At 42.4% G+C, this 13747-nt stretch carries 12 protein-coding genes; 2 read left to right on the forward strand and 10 right to left on the reverse strand.

The window, feature by feature from the left end:
- The first annotated feature begins 19 nt into the window (after window positions 1–19).
- A complete protein-coding gene (locus G4D54_21930) occupies window positions 20–1012 on the forward strand; it encodes a Gfo/Idh/MocA family oxidoreductase (protein ID QJA04902.1) in 993 nt (330 codons plus the stop codon).
- Window positions 1009–1374, forward strand: a complete 366-nt coding sequence (locus G4D54_21935; protein QJA04903.1) for a hypothetical protein — start codon at window positions 1009–1011, stop codon at window positions 1372–1374. The genes G4D54_21930 and G4D54_21935 overlap by 4 nt, the downstream gene beginning before the upstream one ends.
- 282 nt (window positions 1375–1656) lie before the next feature.
- Here the strand turns inward: G4D54_21935 and G4D54_21940 are convergent, their stop codons facing one another.
- From G4D54_21940 to G4D54_21985, 10 genes are all read right to left on the reverse strand, one after another.
- Window positions 1657–2781, reverse strand: coding sequence for a mannitol dehydrogenase (locus tag G4D54_21940; protein QJA04904.1), 1125 nt, complete (start codon window positions 2779–2781; stop codon window positions 1657–1659).
- Complete coding sequence (locus G4D54_21945; protein ID QJA04905.1) at window positions 2760–3536, reverse strand: glucose-6-phosphate isomerase; 777 nt, start codon at window positions 3534–3536, stop codon at window positions 2760–2762. Before G4D54_21945 ends, G4D54_21940 begins: the two co-directional genes overlap by 22 nt.
- A gap of 227 nt (window positions 3537–3763) precedes the next feature.
- Window positions 3764–4777: an alcohol dehydrogenase catalytic domain-containing protein gene (locus G4D54_21950; protein ID QJA04906.1), complete on the reverse strand. Its 1014-nt coding sequence runs from the start codon at window positions 4775–4777 to the stop codon at window positions 3764–3766.
- A 75-nt stretch (window positions 4778–4852) separates the two neighbouring features.
- Window positions 4853–6127 (reverse strand): PTS galactitol transporter subunit IIC, encoded by a 1275-nt coding sequence (locus G4D54_21955; protein QJA04907.1) that lies wholly within the window; start codon window positions 6125–6127, stop codon window positions 4853–4855.
- A gap of 23 nt (window positions 6128–6150) precedes the next feature.
- Entirely contained in the window at window positions 6151–6450 is a 300-nt protein-coding gene (locus G4D54_21960) for a PTS sucrose transporter subunit IIABC (protein ID QJA04908.1), read from the reverse strand.
- Window positions 6440–6925 (reverse strand): PTS sugar transporter subunit IIA, encoded by a 486-nt coding sequence (locus G4D54_21965; GenBank protein ID QJA04909.1) that lies wholly within the window; start codon window positions 6923–6925, stop codon window positions 6440–6442. Before G4D54_21965 ends, G4D54_21960 begins: the two co-directional genes overlap by 11 nt.
- A gap of 59 nt (window positions 6926–6984) precedes the next feature.
- Entirely contained in the window at window positions 6985–9858 is a 2874-nt protein-coding gene (locus tag G4D54_21970) for a sigma 54-interacting transcriptional regulator (protein QJA04910.1), read from the reverse strand.
- Window positions 9859–10163: 305 nt separating this feature from the next.
- Window positions 10164–10721 carry an accessory gene regulator B family protein gene (locus tag G4D54_21975; GenBank protein ID QJA04911.1) on the reverse strand — a complete coding sequence of 186 codons (558 nt, stop codon included), beginning with the start codon at window positions 10719–10721 and terminating at the stop codon, window positions 10164–10166.
- A 146-nt stretch (window positions 10722–10867) separates the two neighbouring features.
- Complete coding sequence (locus G4D54_21980) at window positions 10868–12184, reverse strand: GHKL domain-containing protein (GenBank protein ID QJA04912.1); 1317 nt, start codon at window positions 12182–12184, stop codon at window positions 10868–10870.
- Between the two features lie 841 nt (window positions 12185–13025).
- A complete protein-coding gene (locus tag G4D54_21985) occupies window positions 13026–13724 on the reverse strand; it encodes a response regulator (GenBank protein ID QJA04913.1) in 699 nt (232 codons plus the stop codon).
- Between the last annotated feature and the right edge of the window lie 23 nt (window positions 13725–13747).

Below are 13747 nucleotides of genomic sequence, written 5' to 3' on the forward strand. Positions count from 1 at the left end.
TAAGAATGGAGGGATAGTCATGAATGTAGCAACCATAGGAACAGGCTTTATCGTTGACTGGTTTTTAACGGCAGTGCAGGAAAGTGCCAATATCAGCTGTGTTGCCATGTTTTCACGTAAGGAATCCTCAGCCCACAAGCTGGCAGACAAATATGAAATTGATAAAATCTATACGAATCTGGATGATATGCTGAAGGATGAGGAAATCAATTTCGTCTATGTCGCATCACCGAACAGCCTGCATTTTGAGCATGCATTGAAAGCTCTGCAGGCAGGAAAAAACGTTATCTGTGAAAAGCCGTTCACATCCACGGTTGAGGAATTCGATCGTCTGGTTAAAGAAGCACAGGATCGGCACCTGTATCTTTTCGAGGCAATCGTAACTGCACATATGCCAAATTATCTACGCATGAAAGAAGAGCTTCCACGGCTTGGTACCATTCGGATGGTTCAGTGTAATTTTTCTCAATACTCCAGCCGCTATGACAAGTTTCTGCAGGGGGAAACACCGAATGTATTCAATCCGGAATTCTCCGGAGGGGCACTTGCAGACATCAATATTTATAATCTGCATTATGTAATCGGATTATTCGGTAAGCCCAAAGCAGTGCACTACTATGCCAATAAACATGCAAATGGCATTGATACAAGCGGTGTTGTACTTATGCAATACGACGGCTTTCAGGCGGTATGCGTCGGCTGTAAGGATACCAGAAGTGAATGCATTGCACAGATTCAGGGAGAAAAGGGATTTATCACCATGCGTTCGGAAACAAGCAGATGCGCCGCCTATACCATTCAGATCGGCAGGGAACGTGCTGAGCATCCTTCCATCGTGCAGAATGATGTAGCTCTGTATTATGAATTACAGGATTTCCGTGATATTTATAAGCTGGATGACTATGAGCGCTGTACACAGCTGCTTGCTTATTCAAGAACGGTTATGGAGGTGTATGAAGCTGCCAGAAGGGATGCCGGAATCGTATTTGCGGCAGACAGGAATGGATTATGAGTGTATTTGAAAACGACTGGATCATGCGGCAGATTGAGGGCATGACCGACATGCTGGGCAAGGTGCTTTTACATCGGGAGAAAAGTGAAATCAGGGTGGAGGAGGAGCTCAGTGATGAAGATGTGAAAAAATATCACAGACGGATACAGGCGCTGCTAAGGGAAAGGAAATACCCCGAAGCTGTACAATATTTACGTGGATATTTTGCGACCGGCAGTATGGAATATCTCAAGGTTGCACTATCTGCGTTTGATCAGCTGAATTCTCTGAGCGAATCCGAGCTACAGGAAGGCGGCTATACACGGCAGGAGCTTTATAATGACCTGGAATTCATTACGCAACAATATGGTATCCACCTATAAACGAGCAAGACACGAATGAGCTTGCAATCATACTTCAGCGTGAAGTGGTACAAACTAAAAGGATACGTAAAAGCAGGAAATTCCTGTCTATGTCCTTAAAAACCAATACAGCTTTAGCGCAAAAGACGCAGGCCACAGCTTGCGTTCTTTACGTTTCATAAACTTCAATTAAAAAAGCAGAAAAGAAAACGATCTCTATATGATAAACAAAATAAGCCTGTTTACAGAAGGACTCATTCATGATAAGGAACAGATATTGCGTTAAGGTGATTGCTTTCAAATCTATTCCAAAGCAATAAACATCTCAAGCAGCTTCCTTCCATACTCCGTCCCACCCCATAGATCCTGCAGCTTTTTGTGTACTTCATCATCTGTAAGACCTTCTCTTCCGGCCTGACTCTCAATGATTTCTTGTATGACCGCCAGCCCGTCGCTGACATCGATATGCAAATGAATCAATTCTATTAGCGGACAGATAAAACGTTCACTAAGTGTCATTTTGCTCCATAGACTGCGGGCAACCGTATGCAGCTCTCTTGGAATTTCCGGATTGGAAAGTCGTTTTCGGTACAGCTGAAACCAATGCTCGCTCTCATTCATGGCGATTCCGTACTTCGCTTTTAAAAGCTGTATCAAAAGACGAATATATGGGTCCAACCTGTTCTGAATTTCTTCATCCTTCGCTGCTTCATATAAATAGGTATGCTGTTTTTCAAGTGCAAGAAATGCCATTGCATCTGCATAGGTATTCAGCAGATACCGCTTGCGATAAAAGTGGGAGCGAATATTTGTTAATGACGGTATCTTGGCGATTCCCGTATCTGTCACCACGTCTGCATCGACACTGCATTCATGAAACGATTCACTCGTAACCTCCATAATGGTGGATCCTGCTGCGCAGATGCGGTCAACAATCGTATCCGGTATGCGAATCACAGACAGGTTTTTCCTCTGTTGTTCATTTTTCGCATAATCCATAAGCAGAGAGTGAAAGTATGCCCCTACACCCTCCACGTTCTCACAGCAAAGAACCATACGCCGGGAATCACTTTCCGTCCCCCATGCCATGGCTAGAACCTTTGCGACATGGATTAGATTTTCTCTGCGGACTGATGTAGTCACTGCATCACATATATGCAAATATGCAAGAAGCATCGCTTCATCCGTTACAGGTGAAACGATATCTTCTATTTTAATGGTATGCAGTCTCTGTTGTTCATCATCTGAAACATCCAGTGTATAGGACTTTGCATCTTTCATTTTTTCGATCAGCATCGGATTTGTATCCGCAAGCACGATACGGCAGCCGCTATCATACAGCATTGGTACAACCAAACCTCTTCCCAATGCACCTGCGCCAAAATGGACGACCAGCTTCTTCTGTTTCATGGTCGATACTCCTTCCATTGCTCCTCAGCCTCCTGTGGATGCGTTACAAAACGGAATCTTTCCGGATTATTCTCATACTGCGTATAGATTGGTACCCCCTGCTCCAGATGAAATTCCGGATATGCTCTTGCTTTCAGAATTTCTAGCTGTGCAGGGTGATATTGTGTATTCTGCACAAAGGTGATACTGCCATCCTTTACTTTTGGGAAAAATGCAACTCCCCTATGTGCGCGAACCTGCTCATAATCAAAACCATAATCACGGACACACCATGCACCAAACAGCATGGCTCTGGAGGGATCCGCGTTGATTGTACAATGTGCCCACCCCGGCGGTACAATCACTACATCTTTGGTTCTGGCATGAACTGCAAAGCAACGCCCCGGATCATCCCCGGCATATTCCTGCATATAGATATAGGCCTCCCCTGCCCAGATTTCATATACCTCACAGGTAGAGGCATTACATGAGGCTGACACCGCATGGATATGCCCCTGAGAACGAACAGGCTCCTCCCCGATAACTCCTTTTTCAAAAATCATCGCGCCATACAAAAGATTGCGGTCAATTAAATCCTGCATATGCTTCTTTTTGGCTACATCCATTGCAACTGCATAAACAATGGACGGTCCTTCTGCATTCGGATCACTCAAGCTTGCACGTATATCATCCAGTCTACGCTTCTCTGTAAGCGGTCCTGTCGTAGCTACATCATATATAAATTCCATTTTATCCAGATCCACAGACAAATTCATTCCTGTATTCAATTTCATAATCATATCCTCCTATACACGCACTCCTGCTTTCCTTACTGCGCTTCGCTTTCTCTGTGATACACTGTACGTTTTTATCCCATAACGGTTTATACACCCCGATAGACGCAATACGGGATGCTTATCATACGTTAGCTTTTTTTCCTTCAACCTCTTTTTTACATTCCTTCCAAATGTATGAAAAACCTGTCGGCATGCTGCCTACTGCACAGCCAACAGGCTTTTCGTTATAAATAAATGGCGATTTTGCTGTGATGGCGTCCATCCATTGCCTGTTCAAAGGCTGTCTGTACTGCTTCAAACGGGTATCTGCCCGTTATAATATCGCGCACTTGCAGGTGCTGTTCCCGAAACAATTTCAAAAGTCTGGGATAGGTATTCGTATAGCGGTAAGAGCCTATAATGCGAAGCCCCTGATATACAATATCCTTAAAGCTGATTTCCAAAGGACGATCACTGACACCGAGTTCCAGAAGTACGGCCTGCGGTATGCTATGCTGCAGAAATTGCTTCACCACCTCACTGTTCCCGGTTGTATCAATGATGTGGGTAAACGGCTTCATAGATTCCAGTTCATACGCAGTTCCTATCAGAAACTGATCCTTTTTCATATGCAGACGCTCTCCTATGTCCCGCTTACTCTCATAAACATCCACTAGATGAATGCTCACCTCGGGATATAATTCCTGCATCAGCACTCCCATAAGCAGTCCGATAGATCCTGCTCCTAAAATCACAAGCCTGCTTTCCTTGTGAAAGTCCAACTTTTCAATCGCGCTGTATGCAACAGATAACGGCTCCAGCAGCGCACCTTCTTCAAAGGACATGGAATCCTCCAGCTTATAGATTGAGCTTTGCGGCCACTTCACATATTGCTTTAAAGCTCCGCTGATTCCCTTGCTGGCCATGAATTGCAATGATTCACAGAAATTATAATCTCCTCTTTGACAGGCCTCGCAATGCCCGCAATAGCTCTGCGGCTCCACTGCTACACGATCTCCCTTTTGAACACCGCTTACAGCAGTACCGGTTTCTTTTACAATGCCGGCCATCTCATGTCCCAGCACCAGCGGATACTGTAAATCATGCGGCAGCGTTTCAGCCTGAAAGTAGCTGAGATCCGATCCGCAGATCGTAACAACCTTCACCTCAACAAGCACCTCATCCGCCTGCAGAGTTAGATCCTCCTGTACATCCGCAATGGCAAGCACCCCCTGCTGTTTCAATACTGCCTGTTTCATACTATCTCCATTCTCCTGCTGTATACAGGTACAGCTTTCTTGCTTTCCCGTTGGATACTTCAAGTTTTTTACCCCTTATCCGCCAAATCCAAACAGCTGACCTGCCTTGACAAATAACCAGAGAAGAATATTTCCACCTTCATCCCAGTTGGTAAACATTGCGCCATTTGCTATCTGATCTGTAAATAACCCCGTCATGCTGCAAAGATCGGTGCATATTCCCGCCAGAGAGGAAGCAATCAGAGTGGCAGGTATGATCCAAAGCGTTGCACAGATTACCGTATGAATGATATTTCCCTTTGTATACGGCACCATGCCGCCAATCCAGTATGGCAGAGCCGCAAGAGATGCAACCGGAAGAAAGTTACAGCCCGGAATAACCGCTGCAATCATAACGGAAATCGGATACATCAGGATTACTGTTGACATAACGGAAGGATCCCCCAGCAGAATGGCTGGGTCTACTGCGATATACAGCTCTCTGCCTGGAAATTTCTCTCTCATGAATTTAGACAGTGCATTGGAAATCGGTATAATACCTTCTGCAATAATAGACAGCATTCTTGGAAGAATGACAAGCACTGCCGCAAGCTTGATTGCCAGCTGTGCCGTGTTAATAAAATCAAAGCCGGCAACGATTCCCATAACGGTACCCATCAGCGCACCAATAACAGACATTTCCCCGAAAATTCCGAATTTCTCCTTAATCTGTTCGGAGGATGCCTTGATATCGCGAAGCCCCGGTATCTTGTTGATTACCCACATACATCCCTGTGCCCAGGATGCTGTAAAGGTACCTGAGGTCGCAACTACAGAAATTCCCTCCAAACCGTTAAACTCCTGTATTTTTTTAGCGTGATAATCGGCAAGCTTCATATTGATGACAAGCAAGATCAGACCGCTGGCAACACCGATATAGATATTTCCGGTAAATGCCCACATCATACCGGCAACAAACTCACCATGCCAGATATTCCACATATCCACCCACAGCGTCTTTGTCCACTTTAAAACAACCATGATGAAATTCACTGCAATAATACCCAAAATCACCCAGACTACGCCCGGCCAAGCCCAGGCTGCACTGACATTTCCATACCCGATATCAATTACATTCAGACTCAATCCCAGATTATTTACGAGTGATTCTGTAACAGGTGTCATCGCTGCAACGGAATAATCAACGATCAGCCCCAATCCAACAAGCCCAACGCCCATATACAGGGCACTGCGCAGACTCTTGCTCAAACCGCCCTTAAACACCATACATAGTGTGAACATGATGAACGGCACAAACACACTGCTGCCCAAGGCGAAGAACCAGTCAAAAAAATTCTGTAGCATTTCCATAAGTTTCTCCTCACTTTCTCTGCTTATTTATTTTTCAAAATATCAGCCACTTTATCCACGACACGCTCCTGACCATCCTCATCCCCCGTCAGAAACGATATGGCATTGATAACCGGAAAATCATATTTCTGGCGAATATTCATGGAAGCGACAAGCACGGTAATACGATCAGCGTACCGTCCGATATCGTCCAGTCTGCCTACCTTGATTTCCACATCTGTGATTCCTCTTTTCTTCAAGCCCTGTTCCACTCCCTGGCTGGCAATAACGGAAGTCAGGGTTCCTGCGCCGCATACAACCAGTACCAATGGTTTACGATTCATGCTGTTTTCCTCCTTCTAATCGTTCTCTGACGATTTGTTCAATATCTGTTTCCTGCTCTGCCCGCATCAATTCCTCGATGAATGCTTCATCCTGGCACATGAGGATGATTCTGCTCAGCATTTCCATATGTGCATGTGCCTGATTCAAGGCAAGCAGCAGTACGACATCCACATCCACCAGCTCATCACATGCATCCATGCGGTGAAACGCAACACTTTTTTTCAAGGTGGCGATACCGATACACGGTACTTTAACATACTGCGGCTCTGTATGAGGTATAGCGATATTGCGTTTCCCTATCAGCAATCCGGTAGGATACTTCTGTTCCCGTTTTAATACCGCTTCCTGAAAATCTGCATTCACAAGATTTCGTTCTTTCATTCGCTTACTGAGTTCCTGTATGATATCTTCCTTCTGCTGTGCTGCATAATGCGGCAGAATACATTCTCTGACGATTTGTATTTCCTGATCCAACAGCTTCACCTCCCATCATGTTTTATCCTTCACCCATAAAATAGCAAAAACCGTGCCAACTAATTGGACGGTTTTGTGTAAGTGGCTATCAGCCTTATGATTTCCTGCGGCTTCTGACAAGCCGAAAGTGCCTGAATCAGCGTTGAATCGCTGCATATGGAGAACAATTCCTGCGTGTATGCGATACTCTCTTCCTGCAGTGCCGGCATCAAAATGATATTCGTTTCAAAGTCATCCTCCCATAATATTGCATCCTGCAGGGTCAGAATAGCAATGGCAGGTTTTGTGACATGTTCTGTAAAACCATGCGGGATAGCTGCCTTTCCCATAATGGTTGCGCCCATTGCCTCCCGTTTGTATACATCCAGCAGATATTCCTCAGATACATGTTCCTTTTTAACGAGCAGGTCTACCAGCTTTTCCAGAATATCATTTTTACATAAAGCATCCTGTACATGACAGAGTATGATATCCTCATCAAGAAGCTCCTGCAGGCAATTCACAGTCTTTCCGGGCTGTCTGTTATTTTTTATGATGCTTAGCAGCTCCTGCTGTGCTGTTCCATTGAGAATTTCATTCGTGGATAAAAATGGTATCTGGTGATACTCTATCTGAAAGTTTCCCAGTATCGCAAGAATATGATAGCTGCGAGCAAGGTGGTCCAGTTCAAATTCAATTCCGTTTTCGCTGATGACCCCCAGTGTCAGTATTCGGATTGTCAGGTTATGCTCCTGTAGCAGCTTTTGTATTTTTGACTGGATGAGGACCGCGCTGCCCTTACCTGTCAGACAAATGGAAACAATCACAGTTTCCTTTTCTTCAAGCTCCAGATTACCATGGAAATTGATTTCCTTTTCCATATTCAATGCCTGTTCCAATTCATCAAGTGTTGTTTCTTCCAGTATTGCTCTGCGAATTGCCTCTATAACCATGACAGTGTCTACACGGGAGATCGTACGGGTGTCAATTCCTGTGCGCTGTGTGATAATCTGTCCGAATGTTACCAGTGATCCCATATCTGTGAGAATTAAACAGCCCCTGCCTTCATCAAGCTGTTCCACTGCATGCTGTGTCCGCTGCAGGGCATGACTGCTTGGTTCATCCAAGGCACAGCGAAGTCCAATTGCAAAGCTAGCATTCAGCAGCTGATTGGCGACCTCCACCATTTCGATACCGACATTGCCATGTGTTAAAACGATGATTCCAATTTTCCCTCTGCTTTCCTCTTTCTTCTTTTTGGTAAAGGTTTTAAGATACATGGCGATAAACGCTATCTCATCCTCCGGCAGCTCTATCATGAAATCCTCATGATACTGCATACACATTTTTCGTGCAGTGGCAAATTCCAGCGGATACTCTTTTTTTATTTTTTTAAGCTGTGGATTCATAATACGTTTTCCACATTTCATACGTTCATAGCTTGCGCTCACATGCAGACAAAGGGGCGAGAGTATATTGGGACTGATATCCTGCATGCTCATCCTGGCGATATCAACTGATTTCTGTACGGATTGAATAATACGATTACCCACAACCTCTTCCAGATTTTTTCGATCAACCTGCTGATATTTTATTTTATTGAACAGATTGTCCATCTCTGTATCCAGTTCTTTTCCAAGTGTCTGATAAACCTCATGTTCTGTACATCCCTCATTCAAAAGGGCTTCGTATTTTTCTTCTATGAACTGATAGATATTCGGGCCCATATGCGCACTCTGTTCTCTTGGTTTTGTGCAGGAAACAAATAAATCACTTTCACACAGCTTCCGGGATTCACGTGATGCGGTATTAAGCGCGAGATTACCTACATGGGGTGGCAAATCATCCAGCGCTATGATCAGCTGTTCATCCCCATATGTAATATGCTTTAAGAAGCTTCGGGCACAGGCCACCTGAATATCACTTCGCAGCTGTCCGATATTGCCCGAACACGGATAATTCAGTAAAAGCCGCAGAGCATCCCTTTCCAAAATGATATTCTGCTGTATTCGCAGAGCTTCCTGAAACAGAAAGGCTTTGATAATCATAAGACGTTCCAGAAGCGGGCGCTCGCTCAATGGCGGCAAATCGATCAGCATGGGAATTCTGCGTCGAAAGGTTGTCAGAAGATAGGAATCCAAATCCTCCGTAGTGGCAGCAATGATAAGAAGTCTTGCCGTTCTTGTATTATCTGTTTCCCCCAGCTTTCGATACATACCCTTATCAATCAGATAGAACAGCATTTCCTGACCTTCGCTTGGCAGACGGTGTACCTCATCCAGAAACAGAATACCTCCATCGGCTTTTTCCACAAGCCCTGATTTCTCATGATCCGCACCCGTAAAGGCTCCCTTCACATAACCGAACAGCTGTGAAAGTAAGAGCTCTGAATTATCCGCATAATCTGCACAGTTGAATATTACCAGCGGACTATTCTGTTGTATGGTACCCACATGAATGGCGAAGTGATACATGGCTTCGGCCAGCTGGCTTTTTCCAACACCGCTGGGACCATGGATCAGAGTATGAAGACCTCTAGGCGGATAAAGAACAGCAGCCTGTGCCTGGGAAATCTGCCGCTTCATACTGCCGTCATAACCAATCAGCTGTTCAAAATCACGATCCGGATCCATTTGCAGGCGTTCCTCTTTTTTCGCTTTGGGCTCTAGCTCATCACGCACTGCTCTAGCAATAAATCGCGATATCTGATATCCCCGATCATTCAGTATCGCTGTAAGCTTCCGGTCTGATATTTTTTCGTTTGCCTGCAATATTTCCTTAACCTCTGGAAGTAATATCTGCCTTCTCCGCTCCCGGGAGTCTAAGATTCCCTGTTCCTGACGCAGAAGTGTAACTTCCTCACGACTCATATTGCAAAGCTTTGCGAGCTGCTCATCCGTATATGGATTTTTCCTATCCTCTTTTTCAATCAATTCCTTTATCGTGTAATTCATTATAATCTCCCTCTATTCTGTTTCCCCTTTCATTCCCCTTACTTTTATACATATTACGTGTTTCCTTTGTATTATACAACGGATATTATACAAAAAATAGTACCAATACAACAATCCATGAAATCGGAAACTATGTATATGGCAAACAGTCGTTCCCATCTTTCTAATTTATCATTGCGAATATTTATTTTTATAAAGATCAACGTTTTGTACTGAGCTTTCTTAGTATTTGACATGTATGGTGAAGCTGCCAAAGATATTACAAAAAGATCTGATCGTCATCATGACATACCAGACCTTTTTCATCAGATTGTTTTTGACTTTTTCCAGAATACCGGCAGCATCATCACCGCGGTAAAAAACAGAATAGCTGCAATTTCTATCGTATAGCGAAATTCATGGACTCCCAAAAACAGCAGCAGCAAAACAAGACACAGAGCCAGAGAAAGCTTCAGATGCAGCTGCTGCTTTCTACGTTCCAGCATCGTCTTATAGCTAAGACACGGGCCGAAATAAATGAAAATACCAAGTCCGGCAGGAAGAAAGACCAGCAGACTGTATATATTCAGATACTCCACACAGAGTAACACCAGCAGATAGATAATCATCGTTATCAGATAGCAGCGTCCATATGTTTTTGCATGATAACCGCCAGTATAACGTTTCAGGAAAAGCAGCATGCACAGGTAAAGCACCGTTTCCCAGAAAAACTGCAGGAAGTATCCCAGTATGAGCATACTGACAATCTGTATTCCCTGTGTAAGAAGAAGTTCAAGGGCAAAGCGGATGATATCCACCTCATCCTCTTCAATCAGACCTCGTTTTGCAAGAAATATGCTCAGCCTTCTACTTATTGTTTCCATGCTTCTGTGATTTCACAGATTCCTTTTTATAGGTAAAAGGCTTTGGCATAAAATGTCCAAAAACTGATGTGTTTGATACATTTTTTAATGCATAATCGATAAGTTTTTTCTTAATTTCAAATTTCATATAAATTTACCAACCTTTCTTATTTTGGAAGAGGCATCAGACAGTGCACACTTACCGTATGGCTTTGTTCATCATAATCATATTTCACCATACCTTCATATTGAGCTGCAATACGCTCAATGATTTTCATTCCATACCCATGTCCAGTTCCTTTTCTGGAATGAAAATCCGGTGCTTGAACAGTTGAATTGGTAACCTCAATAATCAGAGAATCGTTATGTATCATTAACTTTATGTCCACCTTCTTATGTTCACTACCCCTAGCGGCATCAATGGCATTATCCAGCATATTGAATACAAGAGCACACATATCCTTATCCTCAATACCTATTTCGTCATTTACAAATGCACTGACCTCAAACTGTATATCATTATTTGATTCAATTTTCGTATTCAGACATGCATCCAGAAACATATTCCCTGTCTTAATACGTTGTCCCAGTTCATCTACATCTTTTCTTACACGATCCAGATAATTCAAAAAATCACGGTCATGATGAATGCTTTCCAGTATCTCAATATGATTTCTCATATCGTGGCGAAGCTCTCTGTTTTTCTCCTGTTCCTCTTGTAAATCATGCATATATTGATTTTGTATATTTCTAGAAAGCTCCGTCAGTTCGATTTCACTCTTCTCCTGAGCAAGCAGCCAGAATCGAACAAAGATGAAATCTACGGTCAATGTCTGCACTACCATGAGCAGAAATACAAAGAACATAGCGAGATCCTTTGGATAAAGCTCCAACTCCCTCATGTACATCATAAGGACAAGCATGAAAAAAATTTGTAGAAAAACAAATGGAAGCAATTGTTTTTTTGATAATACGACGAAAAATCTACGATACAGATATACTGGTATCTGAAATGCTATTGCTGCACAGACATTAGCAAACATAATGGAAGCGGTGCGCAATATCCCGGGTACAAAGGTTGCATCAAATGCCCCGTTGAATAAATGGATATGAGCATACATAAATATTTCTATAAAGGTCATGAACGAAACCGTATAAAACAATAGATAAAATAGGTTCAACAGTTTTATTTTTCTGCATAATACACAGATAAACAAAAAATCCGGAAGAGTAGAGAACATGTTGGATACTAAAAACATGATATCAGATACATCAATATTATTGGTAACAAGCATATTGATATAGCTGTATCCAATAATCAGCAGCACCGTACGAGTATTCCATTTTACATCATTGTTTACTCTGATAACGCAGAAGGCTATTCCTACAATATAAATTAAACAATACACATATTCCATAAATTCATTCATAACATCACTCTTTTCCTGCACAACTATTATATAAGAAGGCCTGTATGATGTCATGTAAAATTTAATTTTTCTATTTCTCTTGATTGAGATACCTTTTCCCTTCCCCCTTCCTACCATTATTATACTACAATATAACGGATTTTCGGTATACTATTTGCATGAATGGCCTTTTTTTTGTATTCAATGGTCATGGTAATCCCTCCTGTTTTTCATAAAAACACACCATCTGTAATTTCTATTTATTCCATTCCATGGAATTTACGCAAAAAGCACCTATAGCAGGTACAGTGCTGTTATCTTACTGTCCTCTATAGATGCTATTTCAAACAATTTAATTCCAGGATATGTTATGAAATACATATTTGTATAAGAATATAAGAAGGGATCTGATTATGATAAACACAATAATTGAAAAGACATACCATGCTTTCTTAAGTACATTTAATTGCTTCTGAAGTATAATTTGGTGGACCTCTTATACTGCTGTTATATTCACTACATTTGGAACCGTGTATACAATGTCCGCCGATAATCGGCAGTCAAGGAACTCATGTAATAGAAAAGGGTGCCTTGTATCATCATACGACATGGATATGAAAAAACACCGCTAATAAACAGACATGCAGAAAGGCCGGGGCTTTTGCAGTTGTGATACATACATCATCATTATGGTTTTCATACTTGTTTTCATGGGACAGCCCCTCCTTTTTTTCGTATTTACAGTGTAGCACAAGCGGCTATAAAAATACAACAGGTATCCTCAAAATAGGAATTTTAAAATCACCTTTTTATTTAAGAGTAACCTGGCACCACTTATTTCAATCATAGTAATCACCTCATGTTCTTGTCAGCGATCCTTGCCGTGTTCATGATTTGAAAGTAAAAAATGACGGCATCATAGCTTTGTCGTCATTTGAAATAAAGCATCCATAATTTCGTTCTTACGCCGCCTGCTGATCTTTAGTACGCGATCAATACCCTTTACATGCAGTTCAAACCCGCGAATGGAGCGGATATATTCGATGTTCACAATATTGGCACGATTGATCTGAACGAAGCGGCTGTTTAATTCTTTCATCATGCGTTCCATGGAATACATGCGAAATATGTATTCACGATCCTTGGTATATGCATAGACGTCCTTAGAGAAATACTCCATATAAATGATATCCTTTTGTGCAAGCATCTCATAACCGCCATCAGTACGTATCTTAAAATCAGCGTTATCCTGTAAAAACTCAAAAGCATCCTGCAGCGTTCTCTTCAGCTTTTCATCTATTTTGGATTTCAGAACATAGCGGAATACGTTGATTCCAAATGCATCCTCCATACGATCTGCATAATTCGTTACATAGATCACCAGTGTCCGTTCATTGGCAATATACTTTGCCAGATGAATCCCATCCATGCCCGGCATTTCGATATCCAGCAGAAGTATGTCATATATATGTTTACTTCTCAAAAAATCATTTACATTATTATACGTATCGATGAAAAGCTGTTCCTCTAATCCAAAGGCCTCAATTTTATCACGAATCATATTTGTATAGCATGGTTCATCATCCAGTAATGCTATATGGTAAACAGTCTGCATATATATTCCCCTGTCTTTTCTTT

This window comes from [Clostridium] innocuum, assembly GCA_012317185.1.
GTDB lineage: Bacteria > Bacillota_I > Bacilli_A > Erysipelotrichales > Erysipelotrichaceae > Clostridium_AQ > Clostridium_AQ innocuum.

Coding starts and splice junctions, on each gene's coding strand:
- G4D54_21930 (QJA04902.1), top strand. CDS start 20: ATGAATGTAGCAACCATAGGAACAGGCTTTATCGTTGACTGGTTTTTA.
- G4D54_21935 (QJA04903.1), top strand. CDS start 1,009: ATGAGTGTATTTGAAAACGACTGGATCATGCGGCAGATTGAGGGCATG.
- G4D54_21940 (QJA04904.1), bottom strand. CDS start 2,781: ATGGAAGGAGTATCGACCATGAAACAGAAGAAGCTGGTCGTCCATTTT.
- G4D54_21945 (QJA04905.1), bottom strand. CDS start 3,536: ATGAAATTGAATACAGGAATGAATTTGTCTGTGGATCTGGATAAAATG.
- G4D54_21950 (QJA04906.1), bottom strand. CDS start 4,777: ATGAAACAGGCAGTATTGAAACAGCAGGGGGTGCTTGCCATTGCGGAT.
- G4D54_21955 (QJA04907.1), bottom strand. CDS start 6,127: ATGGAAATGCTACAGAATTTTTTTGACTGGTTCTTCGCCTTGGGCAGC.
- G4D54_21960 (QJA04908.1), bottom strand. CDS start 6,450: ATGAATCGTAAACCATTGGTACTGGTTGTATGCGGCGCAGGAACCCTG.
- G4D54_21970 (QJA04910.1), bottom strand. CDS start 9,858: ATGAATTACACGATAAAGGAATTGATTGAAAAAGAGGATAGGAAAAAT.
- G4D54_21975 (QJA04911.1), bottom strand. CDS start 10,721: ATGGAAACAATAAGTAGAAGGCTGAGCATATTTCTTGCAAAACGAGGT.
- G4D54_21980 (QJA04912.1), bottom strand. CDS start 12,184: ATGACATCATACAGGCCTTCTTATATAATAGTTGTGCAGGAAAAGAGT.
- G4D54_21985 (QJA04913.1), bottom strand. CDS start 13,724: ATGCAGACTGTTTACCATATAGCATTACTGGATGATGAACCATGCTAT.